Here is a 16,611-nt window from a genome sequence, read left to right on the forward strand (position 1 = left end):
CGGATCCGATCAGCGCGAAGGAGACACGCCGGCGGGAACAACGCCGGCAACCGTGTCCGCGATCTCGCGATAACGGTCGTACACCTCAGGACTGGCTGGAGCGGTGTAGGTTTCGCGGGGTACGTCCCATTCGGGCAGCTCGCCGGTGAGGGCCCAGGCCGCCTGACGCGCGGCGCCGAGCGCGACGTGCTCCCCCTCCGCGGGGACCTCGACCTCGCCGCCGAAGAGCGCCGGCGCGATGGTCCGTACCGCAGCCGATTTCGCGCCACCACCGGTGAGTAGGACACGGTCGACGTGCACTCCTTGCTCCTCGATCTTCTCCCGGCAATACACCAGGGACGAGACCAGCCCCTCGATCGCGGCGCGGGCGATCGACGCGGAGGTGAAGTTGCCGGCCGTGATGCCCGTCAGGGTCCCGCTGGCGTCCGGGAGGTTGGGGGAGCGTTCGCCCGCGAACCATGGCACCATCGTCAGCCCTCCGGCGCCCGGTTCTGCCGAGATCGCCAGTCGCGCGAACTCGTCGAGGTCCACGCCGAGCATCTTCGCAGTCGACGCCAGAACCGGCGCACCGTTGAGCGTGCAGACCAGCGGCAGGTGCCGGCCGGTCGCGTCGGCGAAACCGGCGACCAAGCCGGCAGGGTCGCTGGGGGCGGTGTCCGAGACGGCGCAGACGACGCCCGACGTCCCCAGAGATACCACCGCATCTCCCCCTCGGGCATGGAGTCCGAGGGCTGCGGCCGCATTGTCACCGGCGCCCGCGCCGACGACCACGCCGGAGGGAGTGGTTCCCACCCGGTCGCCCGGTCCGACGACGCCCGGCAGAGCCGGACGACGGCCATGGAAAGCCAACTCCAGCAGATCTTTGCGATACTCGCCGGATGCCGCGTCGAAGTATCCGGTTCCCGACGCGTCGCTGCGATCGGTGGTCAGCCGGGCGATGTCGGTACAGCCGCGCAGACGCCAGGTGAGCCAATCGTGTGGAAGGCACACGGCGGCCGTGGCATCGGCGTTCTCGGGCTCGTTGTCGGCGAGCCAGCGGAGTTTGGCCGCGGTGATCGCGGCGACGGGGACGACGCCCACCGCCTCCGCCCACGCTGCCGGGCCGTCGAGGTCGTCAACGAGGTCGGCGGCGCTGGACGACGATCGAATATCATTCCACAGCAGGGCATCTCGTACCACCTGTCCGGAGCTGTCCAGGCACACCATCCCGTGCTGCTGTCCCGCGACCGACACCGCGGACACGCCGTCGAATCCGCCGGCTGCGGAAACGGCCGCGCACAGTGCATCCCACCAATGATCGGGGTGCACCTCGGTTCCGGGCGGGTGCGGTGCACTCGCCGACCGGATGACCGCACCGGTGCGTGCGTCACAGATGACGACCTTGCACGACTGGGTGGACGAATCGATCCCGGCGACCAGGGTCATGAGAGCAGCTCGGTGAGTGTGGCGCGGGCACCCTTGGTGCGCATGGATTCCAGTGCGGACAGATAGGGCGTCGTGAACAGTTCCTCGTCGGCGAGGGTGCCGAAGAGGTCGCTGTCGGCGACGAACGCCAACGGGTCGGTGCGCGATCGCCTGGCCCGCGGAACAAGCTCCGCAGCAAGGGGATCGACGACGTCGATCGGTGCACCCTGTTCGTCGACGCCCTCGGCGTACCGGGTCCAGCTCGCGACGACCGCCGCTGCCAGTTCGCTGCGCTGGCCGGTCGCCAGGCGCTCCCGGATCACCGGCAGCAGCCACTTCGGGATCCGATCCGATGAGTCCTGGCACAGCCGGGCGATCGTGTCGGCGATCGCCGGGTTGGCGAAGCGCTCGAGCAGGGTGTCGATATAGGCCTCGACGTCGACGCCGGGCAGTTCCTGCAGGGTCGTCTTGCCCTCTTCGGTCATGTAGCGGCGCAGCAGGTTACGGATGTCGTCGTCCGACGCGGCGTCGTGGACGTAGCGGTATCCGAGTAGATGACCGAAGTAGCACAGCGCCTGGTGCCCGGCGTTGAGCAACCGCAGTTTCATCAGCTCGTAGGGAGTGACGTCGTCGACGACCTGCACCCCCACTGTCTCGAGGGCGGGGCGTCCCATCGAGAAGTCGTCTTCGAGGACCCATTGGGTGAAGGGTTCGGCGACCACCGGCCACGCGTCGACGATCCCGGTACGCGTGGCGACCTCGTCGGCGAGATCGGAAGGTGTTGCGGGAGTGATGCGGTCGACCATCGAGTTGGGGAAGCGGGTGTTGAGCTCGATCCAACCGGCGAGATCCTGATCGCGGAGCCGTGCATACGCGCGGAACGTCGACCGCGCCATGTGCCCATTGCCCTGGATGTTGTCGCAGGACATCACGGTGAACGATGGGACACCACGTTCGCGACGACGGGCGAGTGCCTCGGTGACGAGACCGAACACCGTGCGCGGAGGTGCTGAACCTTCGAGGTCGGCGACGATGTCAGGGTTCGTGGCGTCGAACTCGCCGGTCGAGGGGGAGAAGTTGTACCCACCCTCGGTGACGGTCAGTGACACGATCCGGGTCGACGGATCGCTGAGGCGTTCCAGGACCTTCTCGGGATCGTCGGGGGCGTAGAGGTATTCGACGATCGAACCGATCACCGACGTTTCGATGTCGCCGTGTGGATGTTTCAGTGTGAGCGTGAACAGGCCGTCCTGCGGGACGAGCGCATCGCGCATGGCGGCATCCGCCGGACGGACCCCGACACCGCAGATTCCCCACACCGCGGCAGCGGGATCAGATGCCAGCAGCCGGTCGAGGTACATGGCCTGGTGGGCACGGTGGAAAGCGCCGACACCGAAGTGCACGATGCCCGGGGTGACAGCCGTACGGTCGTACGCGGGGACCTCGGCGTTCTGGATCCGGGTCAGCGTGTCGGCTTTCAGCGGGATGCTCATCGGCGAGCCGCTCCTGTCTGTACAGATCCGGGGTGGGCGGATCCGGGATGATCGGTGTTCTGCCACTGCGAGATACCGGGATAGACGACGGCCTTGATGTTCCCGGGCCGGAGGTCGGCGTTGAGTGCGTCGGTCAGTTCGTCGAGACCGAACCGTGCGGTGACCATGGCGTCGAGGTCCACCGCGCCGGTGCGGACGAGTGCCAGGGCGGTCGGCCAGGTGTTGGAGTACCGGAAGACGCCGGTCACGACGAGCTCGCGGTTCTGGATGAGCGTCGCGGGTAGTTCCATCGTGTCGGAGCCCATCCCGACGAGGACGACGTGTCCGGCGGGGCGCACCCGGGCCATGCCGTCACGAACGGCTGCCCCGACCCCACTCGCGTCGACGAAAGCGTCGACCGGGTCGAGGTCCTCACCGGGCGCGATCGCGTCGGTCGCACCGAACTCCGTCGCCCGCGCACGGCGCAGCTCGTCGGGTTCGCTCACCACGATGCGTGCCAGGCCCGATGCCCGTGCGACCTGGGCGATGAGCAACCCGATGGGCCCGGCGCCCGCGATGAGGACGGAGTCGCCGGCCGCGACGTCCGCCTTGCGCAGTGCGGCGATTCCCACGGAGAGCGGCTCGAACAGCGCCGCGGCCTCGTCGGAGACCTCCGGGGGAACCGGGTGTGCGAAATCGGCTCCGATGGTGACGTATTCGGCAAAGGCGCCGTCGATCGGCGGCGTTGCGTAGAACTCCATGTGCGGGCACAGGTGATAGTCCCCGCGCTTGGTCTCGGCGGTCGTCGGGTCGGGTCGTTGCGGCTCGATCGACACGCGTTCGCCGATCCGGCCAGGGCTGACACCGTCGCCCACCGCCACGATCACGCCGGACGCCTCATGGCCGAGAACGAGCGGCTCGCGCACGACGTGGTCCCCGATGCGTCCATGTCTCAGGTAGTGGGTGTCGGAGCCGCAGACGCCGACCGCCCGCACTGCCACGAGCACGTCCCCGGCCGCCGGATGCGGCGACCGGCGGGTCTCGATGCCGACCGACAGATCCGGGTGGAGAACGCCGGCCCGCATCACCTCGGGGGTGCCCGGGACGTTCGTATCGGTTGTTGCGTGGGTCACACATCGGATGCTAGCTTATTGAGCACATTCACCGCCAGTGAGCATTTGCTCACCGAGAACGGGGGTAGGCCACCGATGGCACCTCGCAAGCAGACGGCCGACACCGCCGACGACCAGCAGGGTTCGTCGGGGCGTTCAGTCGGCCCACGCGGCACCGACACCGGCCAAGACCTGCGGCTTTTGGTCCGCGCCGCCACGATGTACCACCTCGAAGGCCTCACCCAGGCCGAGATCGCCGCCCGGCTGGGTGTCTCCCGACCCACCGCCGGCCGCCTCGTCGCCCGGGCGCGGGCGCAAGGGTTGGTCCACGTCTCCGTGTCGGCACCGGCGCATCTGTCGTCGTCGATCCACACCGAGCTCGAGCGTGCGGTCGAGGAGACGTTCGGTCTCGACGAGGTTCTGGTCATCGACGAGGTCGCCGACGGATCGACCACCGGAAACGCCGCACTGGGCCGGGCCGGCGCCTCGGTGCTGACCCGACGCATCCAGGCCACCGATACCTTCGGCTTCACCTGGGGGCCCGAGCAGGTCGCGGTTGCCGACGCCATGGGCGCGTCGGCATCATGCCAGCGTGTCGTACAGATGGACGGTTCGATGACCTCGGTGGAGTACCACACGGGTGTCGACCACGCGCTGTCGCGATTCTCCGAACGCCTCCACGCCCGGCCCCTGCGGCTGGTCGCGCCGCTCTACGTCGATCCCGAGACCGTCACCGCGGTGAACCGTGATTCGATTCTGTCGCAGTCGCTCTCGGCCGCACGGGGTGCGCAGGTCATGCTTTTCGGGGTCGGGTCCGTGTCGACCTCGACGACCCTCTTCGAAGGGTCCTTCATCGACGCGATCGTGCTCGACGAACTCGTCGAGTTGGGCGCGGTCGGCGAGATCGGCGGCCGCTTCTATGACGCGAACGGAGATGCGGTGGCATCCAGCCTCGTCGACCGGACCGTCTCGGTCCCCCTCGACGCGGTCCGGGCGTGCCCCACCTCGATCCTCGTCTCCGGCGGCGAGCACCGGCAGGAATCCATCCTCGGCGCTCTCCGCGGTGGTTACGCCACCATCCTGGTCACCGACGTCGCGACGGCGGACTGGCTTGTCTCGAAAGAGAAAGGTGAACAATGAAGTTCTCCCGACCCCGAATGCTCGGCGCTCTCCTGGCGACCGCGGCCCTGGTGATGACCGGCTGCTCCGGCGCCGGCTCACTCACTGGCGGAGGCGGGCGCGAGATCACCGTTGCGATGGTCTCCAACTCCCAGATGCAGGACGCGGTCGCGCTGTCCGACCAGTTCGAAGAGCAGAACCCCGGTGTCACGGTGAAGTTCGTGACGCTCTCGGAGAACGAGGCCCGCGCGAAGATCACCGCGTCGGTCGCAACCGGCGGCGGCGAGTTCGACGTCGTGATGATCAGCAATTACGAGACCCCGATGTGGGGCGAGTACGGGTGGCTGGTCAACCTCAGTCCCTATATGGACGCCGATCCCGAGTACGACGCCGACGACTTCATCCCGACGCTGAAAACCGCACTGTCACATGACGGATCGATGTACTCGGCACCGTTCTACGGCGAATCGTCCTTCCTGATGTACAACAAGAAGCTCTTCGCCGAGGCCGGCGTCTCACTCCCGGCGAATCCCACCTGGCCCGAGGTGGCGGAGGCCGCGAAGAAGCTCGACAACGACCGCACCGCGGGCATCTGCCTGCGCGGCAAGCCCGGCTGGGGTGAGGTGCTCGCACCGCTCAACACCGTCATCAACGCCTTCGGTGGCCGCTGGTACGACGAAGAGTGGAACGCCCAGCTCGACAGCCCGGAAGTCGAAGCGGCCGTGCAGTTCTATGTCGACACCGTCCGCAACCACGGAGAAGCCGGCGCGTCGTCGTCGGGCTTCCAGGAATGCGGAAACCTGCTCTCTCAGGGGCAGGTGGCCATGTGGTACGACGCCACGTCGGCGGTGTCGGTACTCGAGAGCCCGGAGACCTCCTCGATCGCCGGCGACGTCGGTTACCTCCCGGCGCCGAGTATGGCCAAGCAGGACAACGGCTGGCTCTACACCTGGTCGCTCGGCATCCCGTCGAGCAGCAAACACCCCGACGAGGCGTGGTCCTTCATCCGCTGGATGACCAGCAAGAGCTACATCGAATACGTGTCGGACAAGCTCGGCCCGAGCCACGTACCGCCTGGCAGCCGGTTGTCGACCTATGAACTACCCGCATACAAAGAGCTCGCGAAGCCGTTCGCCGAGCAGACCCTGACCGCGATGCAGGCGGCGAATCAGCTGAAGCCGACGCTGAAGCCGGTGCCCTACACCGGGGTCCAGTTCCTCGCGATCCCCGAGTTCCAGGACCTCGGAACCCGTGTCAGCCAACAGATCTCGGCGGCGATCGCCGGACAGATCAGCGTCCGGGACGCGTTGGCCCAGTCCCAGGAGTACGCCGAGGTCGTCGGCAAGTCCTACCAGAGGGAGCAGTGATCATGGCCACCGCAGTCTCCACGCGCTCGCCCGAGGAATCCTCGCCCGAACGGACAACCCTGACGTCATCACGCGACCACATCTCGCGGGCGGAAGGCTGGCGCCGACGCGGCCCGCTGCTGCCGGCCTTGATCTTCATGATCGTGGTCACGCAGATACCGTTCGTGTTCACCCTGTACTACTCCACCCAGTCGTGGAACCTCGTCCGGCCGGACTCCCGAGCATTCGTCGGCCTCGACAACTACGTCGCGGTCTTCGGCGACAGCCAGTTCTGGCGGGTCACCGTCAACACGATCCTGCTGATCGTCGGTACCGTGCTCGTCTCGGTGATCCTCGGGTTGATCTTCGCGCTGCTCCTCGACCGGAAGTTTCTGGGGCGCGGCGTCGTTCGGACGTTGCTGATCACCCCGTTCCTGGTGACCCCGGTTGCGGCGGCACTGCTGTGGAAGACCAGCCTGCTGTCGCCGACCAACGGACTGGTCAACTGGGTGCTGAGCCCGTTCGGCATCAAGACCGACTGGCTCTCCGAGTTCCCGCTGATGAGTGTCATGGCCGAACTGGTCTGGCAGTGGACGCCGTTCATGATGCTGCTCATCCTCGCCGGACTGCAGTCGATGCCCCGCGACATCCAGGAGGCCGCCCGCGTCGACGGCGCCACGAGCTTCCGCCTGTTCCGCGAGCTGACGCTGCCGCACCTGCGGCGGTTCATCGAGCTGGGTGCCGTGCTCGGCGCGATCTACCTGGTCAACACCTTCGACGCGGTGTACATGATGACCTCGGGTGGTCCGGGTGTCTCGAGCTCCAACCTCTCGTACTACATCTACCAGCGCGCCTTCCTCGGCTTCGACATCGGTCAGGCGGCGGCGATGGGTGTCGTGACGGTGATCGGCACGATCGTGGTCGCCTCACTCGCACTGCGTCTGATCTTCAAGTCATTCACCGGAACAGAGGAGCCGGCCTGATGAGCACCGACATCCGTCCCGACCGCACCGCGACGGGACCCGCAGAGAAACAGCCCGGCAACGAGATCCGGCGCCGCCGCAATCCGCGACAGGGTCTGCTGACCGCGGTCACCTGGATCATCGCCATCGGATTCTTCTTCCCGGTCCTGTGGATGGTGCTGACCGCCTTCAAACAGGAGAGCGACGCCGCGACCAACCCGCCGACGTTCTTCTTCGAGCCCACCCTGCAACAGTTCCGCGACGTCTTCGACGCGGGAATCGCGACACCACTGCTCAATTCGTTGTTCGCGACGATCGTGTCGACGATCCTGGTCCTGCTGCTCGGCGTACCCGCCGCCTTCGCCCTGTCGTTGCGGCCGGTGCGGAAGACCAAGGACGCCTTGTTCTTCTTCATCAGCACCAAGATGCTGCCGATCGTCGCGGCGATCATCCCGCTGTACGTGATCGTCGGCGAGATCGGCATGCTCGACAACATCTGGACGCTGGTGATCCTCTACACCGCAATGAATCTGCCGATCGCGGTGTGGATGATGCGGTCGTTCTTCCTGGAGGTCCCCGGCGAACTGCTCGAGGCAGCCAGCATCGACGGTGCCAGCCTGTGGACGTCGGTGCGTGAGGTCATCCTCCCGCTGATCTCCCCCGGGATCGCCGCCACCGCACTGATCTGCGTGATCTTCTCGTGGAACGAATTCTTCTTCGCCGTCAACATGACCGCGGTCAACGCGCAGACGATGCCGGTGTTCCTGACCGGCTTCATGTCCGGACAGGGCCTCTACTGGGCGCAGCTGTCCGCGGCGTCAGTCCTAGCCGCACTGCCGGTCGTCATCTGCGGCTGGATCGCCCAGAACAAACTCGTCCGCGGGCTCTCGTTCGGCGCGATCAAGTGACCGCCGCCCACGCCTACCGACTCGAAAACCTCTGAGAGAACCGGAGAACATCATGGCTTCCATCACCTACGACAAGGCCTGCTGCGTCTACCCGGGCGCGGACAAGCTGGCCGTCGACTCCCTCGACCTCGACATCGACGACGGCGAGTTCGTCGTCCTCGTCGGACCGTCGGGTTCGGGCAAGTCCACTGCGCTGCGCATGCTCGCCGGTCTCGAGGAGATCGACTCCGGGCAGATCCGCATCGGCGGCGACAACATGGTCGGCGTCGCACCCAAGGACCGCGACATCGCCATGGTCTTCCAGAACTACGCGCTCTACCCGAACAAGACCGTCGGCGAGAACATGGGATTCGCGCTCAAGATGCGCGGCGTGCCCACCGAGGAACGCAAGCGGAAGGTCGCCGAAGCCGCCAAGCTGCTCGACCTCACCGACTTCCTCGACCGCAAGCCGGCCAAGCTGTCGGGCGGTCAGCGGCAGCGTGTGGCCATGGGGCGAGCCATCGTCCGTGAGCCGCAGGTGTTCTGCATGGACGAGCCGCTGTCCAACCTCGACGCCAAGCTGCGCGTCCAGACCCGCACCCAGATCGCGGCGCTGCAGCGTCGTCTCGGCACCACGACGGTCTACGTGACCCACGACCAGGTCGAGGCCATGACCATGGGTGACCGGGTCGCGGTCCTCAAGAACGGTCAGCTGCAGCAGTTCTCGACCCCGACCGACCTCTACGACAAGCCGGTCAATGCCTTCGTCGCCGGGTTCATCGGCTCGCCCGGGATGAACCTCTTCACCGCACCCGTCGTCGACGGTGCCATCACCGTCTCCGGTGGCACGGTGGACATCGATGCCGAATCCGAGGCGGCACTGCGTCGTTCCGGTCTGGACTCGGTGATCGTCGGCATCCGCCCCGAACACCTTGCGCTCGCCGACGGCACCGGGATCGAGGCCGAGGTGGCGCTGCTCGAGGAACTCGGCAGCGAGACCTACATCTACGCCAACCTCGCCGATCAGTCCGTGCGGAACCTGGACGGCGAACCGATGGTCATGGTCGCGCGGTCCGCCGAGCGCTCACCGGCAAAGCGTGGCGCGGGCATCCGACTACGTCAGGCCGACAAGGCTGTTCACCTGTTCAACCCGTCGACCGGGGATCGCCTGGTCTGAGTCAGGCCAATAGCCGCCACAGCCCGATCAGACCGACCACGACGATCACCCCGCGGAGTGCGCGGGGTGAGAGTCGTCGTCCATAGCGGGCCCCGACCACGCCGCCGAGGAGTGAGCCGACGGCGATGAGTCCGGCCGCCGTCCAGTCGATCCGATCGAAGGCGACCAGCGTGTAGGTGACCGCGGCGACCACGTTCACGACCAGGGACAGCAGGTTCTTGGCCGCGTTCATCCGCTGCAGGTGGTCGGGGACGACGACGCCGAGAACCGCCATGAGCATGATCCCCTGGGCTGCGGTGAAGTAGCCGCCGTAGATGCCGACCGCGAACGTCCCGGCCACCATCGCGGCGATGCGGGGAGCGGTCAGGTGGGGCCGACCCGCACCGGTGGGCGAGATCGAACGGTGGCCGACCCACTTCTGAATCCACGGCTGCGCCACCACGAGGATCAACGCGGCCACCAGGAGAACCGGCACGATCGCCTCGAACACCGTCTCCGGCAGATGCAGCAGGAGCCAGCACCCGACGATCGCGCCGAGAAACGACGCGGGGATCTGCCACCGCAGCTGCGGCCACTGTCCTTCGAGTTCACGCCGATAGCCCCACGTCCCGGACACGCCGCCCGCGACGAGACCGATGGCGTTGGAGATGGTCGCACTCACCGGTGGGACGCCGAACGCGACGAGCGTCGGGAACGTGATGAGGGTGCCGCTACCGACGACCGCGTTGATGGCGCCCGCACCCATCCCGGCCAGCAGGACGGCGAACAGTTCCCATGTGCTCACGATCTCTGAGGGTGCCCGGTGCGTCGGATGGTGCGGTCACCGGGGCGATGAAATACGCCCCCGGAGTGCGCCCGGCCGGGAGCTGCCGGCGACATATCGTCGTCGACGCTGCTGCTGAGGGCGGATTTCAGGGGCCATTTCAGGGAGGAGCGGTCGGGATCAGTGCGCGGCCGCGTCCTTCTTCTTCCGCTTCGGGATGACGTGCAGGATCGCTACGACGATCGCGCCGACGACCAGTCCGACGAGCGCGGACAGGACCGTCCCGGCCGTCCAGGACAGCACGCCGCCGAAGCCGCCGTGAACGAGGTCGCCGAACCAGTGCTCGACGTGGTGGAGCTGATCCGCGGGCCAGTGGAAGCCGGCCTCGCCGACGTTGACGATGAGGATGTGACCGCCGACCCACAGCATCGCGGCGATCCCGACCACGGTCAGCGTCGACATGATCTTGGGCATCGCGGTGACCAGGCCGCGGCCGACCGTCTGGCTGAATGTCGACTCCCGCTGGGCGAGCGCGAGTCCGATGTCGTCCATCTTCACGATGATCCCGACGACGCCGTAGACGAGCGCGGTGATCAGGAAAGCCACGACGATCAGAACTGCCAAGCGGGTCCAGAACGGTTCGTCCTCGACCGACGACAGGGAGATCACCATGATCTCGGCGGAGAGGATGAGGTCGGTGCGGATGGCGCCGCTGATCATCGTCTTCTCGAACTCCGGGCCACGTTCGGCGGCCACCTCCTCCTGGGCGTGGTGTCCGCCGGCGATCGCCTCGTAGACCTTCTCGGCGCCTTCATAAGAGAGGAACAGGCCGCCGGCGATCAGCAGGTAGGGCAACGCCTGCGGGAGGAACTGGCTGAGCAGCATCGCAACCGGAAGGATGATGAGCAGCTTGTTGCGGATGGAACCCACCGCGATCTTGCGGACGATCGGCAACTCACGGTCCGGGGTGAATCCGTGGACATATCGCGGCGTCACGGCGGTGTCGTCGACCACCACGCCGGCGGCCTTCACGCTCGCCTTGCCGGCCGCCGCCCCGACGTCGTCGAGCGACGCCGCGGCCACCTTGGTGAGAGTCACGATGTCGTCGAGCAGTGCGACGAGACCACCGGCCACGGGAACCTCCTGGTCTGAATCCGAGTCATCGAACAGTATGCCCCCGCCTGCGATGCCACGGCGGTGGGCGCTCACGGCGGGGCAGCCCAGGGAGGTGGCGGATTGTCCGAAACCGGTCGTGACACGTGGCGGATTGTGCCCCGCGACGGGTGGTGACCTGCGCAATCGACGACGCCGACCGGCGAAATTCTCCGGCCACGAGCGGGTTTCCGTGCCGACACGGAGACGGTGTCGAATGGCGTGGGAGGTCGTGGGAGACCACGACGACCATGCTTCGTCGACGTCGAGGAGATCTGATGAACGCCATCGAGAACGCCATCGATGCCCTGCGCGCGGGCCGCCCGGTGCTGGTGACCGACGCCGCCGACCGGGAGAACGAGGGCGACGTCATCCTGGCTGCCGACCGGGTCGGTACCGAGTGGACCGCCTGGACAGTGCGGAACACCTCCGGCCTGTTGTGCGCGCCGATGACCTCCGAGCGGGCGGACATGCTCGAACTGCCGTCGATGGTCACCAACAACGAAGATCCCAAGGCGACCGCGTACACGGTGACCGTCGACGCTGCCGAAGGGGTCACGACGGGCATTTCGGCCGCCGACCGTGCGCTCACACTGCGCATGCTGGCCGGGGCCGCATCCGGCCCCCGAGACTTCACCCGGCCCGGGCATGTACTACCCCTTCGTGCCCGGCCGGGTGGGGTTCTCGAGCGTCCCGGCCACACCGAGGCGGCCGTCGACCTGTGCACGCTGGCCGACGTCGCTCCGGTCGGGGTGATCGCGGAACTCGTCGCCGACGACGGTTCGATGATGCGGTATCCGCAGGTCGTCGCGATGGGGTCCCGCATGGGCCTCCCGGTGCTCACCATCGAGGAGCTGGTCAATTACCGCCGCATCCACGACGCGGACCGCTGGTCGGTGGCGCCCCGGGTACGACGCGGCGCGGAGACGGTCCTGCCGACGCCGACCGGCGAGCTGCGCGCGATCGGATACCGCGACACCGAGACCGGTGCCGAACACATCGCGCTCGTGAGCGCGGGTGTCACCGGCCAAGGGTTGGACCAGGGCGTCCCACTGGTGCGGGTCCACTCCGAATGCCTCACGGGAGAGGCATTCTCGTCCCAGCGATGTGAATGCGGACCTCAGCTCGAGACGGCACTGGAACGCATCAGCCGCGAAGGCGGTGTGGTGGTCTACCTGCGTGGCCACGAGGGTCGCGGGATCGGGCTGCTCAAGAAACTGGCCGCGTACCGGCTGCAGGATCAGGGCTTCGACACGGTCGAGGCGAATCTCGAACTCGACGAGCCGGTCGACGGACGTGAATACGGCGCAGCCGCAGCGATTCTCGCAGACTTGGGAATCGACCGGGCGCGGGTGATGACCAACAACCCAGACAAGGTACGTGGTCTGACCGACTCCGGAATCGAGGTCACCCAGCGCGTCCCGCTCGTCGTGGGGGTGATGCCGGCGAACGTCCGCTATCTCGATGCCAAGCGCCGCCGGCTCGGGCACCTGCTGGGCACCGCATCCGGCCTCGGCGCACCGCACGATCGTCACTTCCGTGGCGAAGGCGCTGTTTCCAACTAGCGCTTGTCTTGTGAACCGGCGTTTCGGCGTCCGGGCCGGATCTCGGATCAGAGCCGGCCGAGCAGTTCCGACTTCTTCGCCGAGAATTCCTCGAGAGGTGCGGGAGATGATGGTGCCGGCATCACAGCCCAGAGCGGTCGACGGCGGGCATGTTCGCGTTCCGCAGATTGCGCGCGCTGGTCGCACGATGGTGCTCCGCGACCGCCGCGTCGGAGCGGTCGAGGAAGTCGTCGACCTCGGGACCGTAGAATCGATCGCCGAGGCGACTGGCCATGAGGTGCTTGCCCCACGCGGCGACGGCGATCCACCAGGGCACGAAGATCCGTCGCTGTCGTCGCGCGATGCCACGCACGAAGGCGTCGGCGCAGACCTCGACGGGGACGATACGGTCCAACGGCGGCGCGAGTTGTTTCAGGTAGTCGGCGAATCCGGGTAGATCTGCCTGAACGTCGCGGATGAGCGGGGTGTCTATCCAGGTCATGTATGCGCACCCGACCGCTACGCCTCGTCGTCGGAGTTCGGCGCGCAACGACGTGGCCAGGTGATCCACCGCGGCCTTGCTCGGTGCGTACGGCCCCATCCCCGGGCCGGGGACGAACGCGGCCATGGACGAGACGAGCAACAGGTACCCGCGGCGCTCGATGATCGAGGGCAGGGCCGCCCGGACGGTGAAGTAGACGCCGGTGACGTTGATGTCCATTCCCCGTCGGAAGGTCTGAGGATCCAGGTGTCGGAACGACCCGTATGTCGCGACGCCGGCGTTGGCCACCACGATGTCGATTCCACCGAACCGCTCGACACCGGCCCGGACCGCGGCCTCCAGAGCCGAGTAGTCGGTGACGTCGGCGACCTGACCGCATGCCCGTGGGCCGATCGCCGCGGCGACCGTCTCGACTGCAGATCGATCGATGTCGACGAGTATCAGACGCGCGCCCTCAGCGGCTAGTCTGTGCGCTGTGGCGCAACCGATCCCGTTTCCGGCGCCGGTGATCAGCGCGACCTTTCCGGTGAGATCGGGTGTGGTGCGCGCGCCGACGACGGACAGGTGTGTCATGACAGGCTCCCGGGGCTGGCCTCGTCCCCGACCTGCGTGCCAGTATGCGCTCCGGTGCGTGGGGTGTACAGGTTGTTTCCGGTCAGGCAACGACACGAGGACGCGCCCGTAGACGACGTTGTGCGGCGGCCCCGCCGAGTCAGGCGCTGAGACGCGCGAATGCGGAGCGGTGGAAGACGATCGGCTGTTTCGAGTGATCGTTCGCCAGACCGGTCACCCGCAGCACGACGATCTCGTGATCCCCGGCGGCGTGCGAACTCTCGATGGCGCACTCGAAATGAACCGGGGCGTCGTCGAGGAGCAGCGCCCCGCTGGGCAGCACCGTGGTGCCGACACCGGCGAAGCGCTGGGTCTTGTCCTTGGCGGACAGCTGCCGGATGATTTCGGTGTGGCTCTCGCCCAGAACCGAGACGCCGAGACTGGGCAGGTCGCGCAGGATCGGCCAGGTGGTCGAACTCTGCTGCACCGCGAACATCACCAGGGGCGGTTCCTGGGAGACCCCGACCGCGAAGGACGAGGCGACGATGACGGTCGGCTCGGGACCCGACATCCCGGCCAGCGCGACGACGCCGGTAGGGAAGGCGCCGAACGCCTTTCGTAGTTCTGTGCTGTCCATCCCCGTGGTCGGGGTGACGTTCGCGGTCATCGGTCACCCGCCGACACCGTCGCGTTCGCCGAGGCGAGCACGACCGCACCCCAGCGATCGATCCAGGGCGCAAACGCCTCCGTGTCGTCGTAGAGCTTGTCGACGACGTAGAGTCCGGCGGCCGGAACGATCGCGCCGAGTTCGACGAGAACGGGCTTCAGCAGGAGGTCCGGCGCCATGTAGTGGGCGGGGCCGGCACCCAGCATCAGGGGTATGGCAGTGACGTCCTGGAGGCCGTCACTCGTCGAGAACTGGTCGAGGAAGAGTTTGAGCAGCCCCGTGTAGGTGGCCTTGAAGGTCGGTGAGGCGAATACGACGAGGTCGCTGCCGGCGACGGTCTCGACGGCCTCCGCCACCGCGGCGTCGCCCCAACCGAGCAGACCCGCGCCCAGGTCGACCACGTCGACGACGTGATCGGGGTCCTTGCCGGTGAGGGTTGACGCCAGCAGGCTTGCCGCCGTCAGTGTTCTCGATGCAGGCTTCGGATTGCCTGCCACTACGGAAACGATCACGATGCTCCCCTTCGAATGTCGCGAGATGCGTTCTCCTGCAGGGTGCGCGGGTCATATTGCCGATTCGTCAAGCGATCATTTCACCCAGATTGCGCGAGAGAACCGGTCGCGCCGGGAGGTGATCCCTGCGGTAACTCATTGGTGCTCAACGATTCCTCCGGAGAGGGAATCTGGTCCGGCTCCGGACACCAGGTCACATCAGAGTGGTCGATCTGCGATTCGAACCGGATCCGGTCCGCCCGAAAGCGGTCGAAGACGATCTCCACCGGTGTCCCGTCGGCGGTGGTGTAGAGGATCTCGCGTGACAGCAGCGTCTCGCCGGGACGGACGTCGAGCAGACGCGCGGTTCGGTCGTCGGCGCGTTCGGCACCGATGGAGACCGAGGCGCCACCCGGTGCGACGCCGAAGAACTCGGCGAGTGTCCGTGCCATCGACATCGGTTTGTCCCGAAGATCATTGGGGTCGGCATTGAAACGCGGAGAGAAGTAGGCACTACGCATCCCGATGATCTCGTCGTGCGCGATGAACGAGTTCTCGACGAGACGGACCACGTCGTCGTCGATTCGAAGACGTTCGCGGATGAGCGGGAAGGTCGGCACGATGCACTGGTCGGTGACCTGGATGTGAACCAGTTCGCCGCCGGTCGCGGAGATGTCGTCCAGTGCGACACCGAGATCGCGCCGGTTGACCCGCGTGCCGACACGAGGCCGGCGGATGACGACACCGGTCTCACTCAGCTCGTTCAGTGCCGCTCGCACCGATCCACGGCTCGAGTTGAACATGATCATGAGATCTTCCTCGACCAGCTGCGCGTCGATGTCGATGGTGCCGTTGCGAATTGACGCGAGGATGAGGTCGCGGACGCGTCGAGAGGAGACCTGACGACCGCGTGCGGAGCCGCCGCGCGAGCGGGGGTGATAGGGGGGTGGTGTCGTCATGGGTATGACTTCCGATCTTGCGACAACGGGGGTCGAACTGCCGATGGGTAGTGAGTCTAAGGACTCTGGTCGGCATCAGCGCGGCCAAGTTGTGCGCGTCACATCCGGCGCAAAAACGAACGCGTCGATGCCGAACGACCCCGTGACCTGCGACTACATCTCGGTGAGCGCGAGTGTGAACCCGCGCAATTGATCAGTCACGCCAGGGCGCGGGTTTCGAAACATATCGGCCAGAGGATCAGGACCCAACAGCTCGAGCCGTAGATGGGAGGGATCGAATGACCGTCGATATCAGTGTCCAACCAGGCATTGTCGACCCGGGTGCCGTCGATGCACGACGTGGGGCGACTGCCGCGGGAGGCGGCAGCACCGGGACGAAGCGCTCCGCTTTCGGGGCAGTCGTGTCACGACTGTCCGAGTGGGCCTGGATCGGACGCGCGGCCGGCCGCGGCGTCGTCAACTTCCTGATCTTCGTCGTCGTCGCGTTCTTCCTCGTCCAGCT

15 protein-coding genes and 1 pseudogene are annotated in these 16,611 nt (G+C 66.8%); 7 read left to right on the plus strand and 9 right to left on the minus strand.

Features of this window, described 5'->3' with window-relative positions:
• Positions 1-9: 9 nt before the first annotated feature.
• Genes xylB through NWF34_RS15170 form a run of 3 tightly spaced genes read right to left on the minus strand, consistent with a single transcriptional unit; the run spans position 10 to position 3,961 of the window.
• Complete coding sequence (xylB, locus tag NWF34_RS15160) at positions 10-1,425, minus strand: xylulokinase (protein WP_258325408.1); 1,416 nt, start codon at positions 1,423-1,425, stop codon at positions 10-12.
• The gene (locus tag NWF34_RS15165) at positions 1,422-2,897 is read right to left on the minus strand and encodes a mannitol dehydrogenase family protein (protein ID WP_258325409.1); all 1,476 of its coding nucleotides are present in this window, start codon (positions 2,895-2,897) and stop codon (positions 1,422-1,424) included. Before NWF34_RS15165 ends, xylB begins: the two co-directional genes overlap by 4 nt.
• Positions 2,894-3,961: an NAD(P)-dependent alcohol dehydrogenase gene (locus tag NWF34_RS15170; protein ID WP_258325425.1), complete on the minus strand. Its 1,068-nt coding sequence runs from the start codon at positions 3,959-3,961 to the stop codon at positions 2,894-2,896. The genes NWF34_RS15165 and NWF34_RS15170 overlap by 4 nt, the downstream gene beginning before the upstream one ends.
• Positions 3,962-4,084: 123 nt before the next feature.
• Here NWF34_RS15170 and NWF34_RS15175 point away from each other — a divergent pair, with 123 nt between their 5' ends.
• The 5 genes from NWF34_RS15175 to NWF34_RS15195 are packed head-to-tail and all read left to right on the plus strand — an operon-like array spanning position 4,085 to position 9,479.
• Positions 4,085-5,128, plus strand: coding sequence for a sugar-binding transcriptional regulator (locus NWF34_RS15175; RefSeq protein ID WP_258325410.1), 1,044 nt, complete (start codon positions 4,085-4,087; stop codon positions 5,126-5,128).
• Complete coding sequence (locus NWF34_RS15180) at positions 5,125-6,474, plus strand: sugar ABC transporter substrate-binding protein (RefSeq protein WP_258325411.1); 1,350 nt, start codon at positions 5,125-5,127, stop codon at positions 6,472-6,474. The genes NWF34_RS15175 and NWF34_RS15180 overlap by 4 nt, the downstream gene beginning before the upstream one ends.
• Positions 6,475-6,476: 2 nt before the next feature.
• A complete protein-coding gene (locus NWF34_RS15185) occupies positions 6,477-7,436 on the plus strand; it encodes a carbohydrate ABC transporter permease (RefSeq protein ID WP_258325412.1) in 960 nt (319 codons plus the stop codon).
• A complete protein-coding gene (locus tag NWF34_RS15190) occupies positions 7,436-8,323 on the plus strand; it encodes a carbohydrate ABC transporter permease (RefSeq protein WP_258325414.1) in 888 nt (295 codons plus the stop codon). Before NWF34_RS15185 ends, NWF34_RS15190 begins: the two co-directional genes overlap by 1 nt.
• A gap of 52 nt (positions 8,324-8,375) precedes the next feature.
• Positions 8,376-9,479, plus strand: a complete 1,104-nt coding sequence (locus NWF34_RS15195) for an ABC transporter ATP-binding protein (RefSeq protein ID WP_258325415.1) — start codon at positions 8,376-8,378, stop codon at positions 9,477-9,479.
• 1 nt (position 9,480) lies between these two features.
• Here NWF34_RS15195 and NWF34_RS15200 read toward each other — a convergent pair whose 3' ends face one another.
• The gene (locus NWF34_RS15200; protein WP_258325416.1) at positions 9,481-10,263 is read right to left on the minus strand and encodes a sulfite exporter TauE/SafE family protein; all 783 of its coding nucleotides are present in this window, start codon (positions 10,261-10,263) and stop codon (positions 9,481-9,483) included.
• A gap of 159 nt (positions 10,264-10,422) precedes the next feature.
• A complete protein-coding gene (locus NWF34_RS15205; RefSeq protein WP_258325417.1) occupies positions 10,423-11,376 on the minus strand; it encodes a DUF808 domain-containing protein in 954 nt (317 codons plus the stop codon).
• Between the two features lie 296 nt (positions 11,377-11,672).
• On the opposite strand from NWF34_RS15205, the gene ribB reads away from it, so the two are divergent.
• On the plus strand, positions 11,673-12,959 hold the full coding sequence (gene ribB / locus NWF34_RS15210; RefSeq protein WP_258325418.1) for a 3,4-dihydroxy-2-butanone-4-phosphate synthase: 1,287 nt from the start codon (positions 11,673-11,675) through the stop codon (positions 12,957-12,959).
• A 121-nt stretch (positions 12,960-13,080) separates the two neighbouring features.
• On the opposite strand, the gene NWF34_RS15215 is transcribed toward ribB, so the two are convergent.
• The 4 genes from NWF34_RS15215 to NWF34_RS15230 all read right to left on the minus strand — a co-directional run bounded on the left by NWF34_RS15215 (position 13,081) and on the right by NWF34_RS15230 (position 16,109).
• Positions 13,081-14,013: an SDR family oxidoreductase gene (locus NWF34_RS15215; protein ID WP_258325419.1), complete on the minus strand. Its 933-nt coding sequence runs from the start codon at positions 14,011-14,013 to the stop codon at positions 13,081-13,083.
• A gap of 139 nt (positions 14,014-14,152) precedes the next feature.
• Positions 14,153-14,659, minus strand: coding sequence for a flavin reductase family protein (locus NWF34_RS15220; protein ID WP_258325420.1), 507 nt, complete (start codon positions 14,657-14,659; stop codon positions 14,153-14,155).
• The gene (locus tag NWF34_RS15225) at positions 14,656-15,171 is read right to left on the minus strand and encodes an NADPH-dependent FMN reductase (protein ID WP_024499138.1); all 516 of its coding nucleotides are present in this window, start codon (positions 15,169-15,171) and stop codon (positions 14,656-14,658) included. Before NWF34_RS15225 ends, NWF34_RS15220 begins: the two co-directional genes overlap by 4 nt.
• A gap of 80 nt (positions 15,172-15,251) precedes the next feature.
• Positions 15,252-16,109, minus strand: coding sequence for a GntR family transcriptional regulator (locus tag NWF34_RS15230; protein WP_258325421.1), 858 nt, complete (start codon positions 16,107-16,109; stop codon positions 15,252-15,254).
• 278 nt (positions 16,110-16,387) lie between these two features.
• On the opposite strand from NWF34_RS15230, the pseudogene NWF34_RS15235 reads away from it, so the two are divergent.
• Positions 16,388-16,611, plus strand: a pseudogene (locus NWF34_RS15235) (ABC transporter permease); the annotation flags it as partial.

Origin of the sequence: Gordonia sp. GONU (assembly GCF_024733855.1) — a bacterium.
Lineage (GTDB): Bacteria > Actinomycetota > Actinomycetes > Mycobacteriales > Mycobacteriaceae > Gordonia > Gordonia amicalis.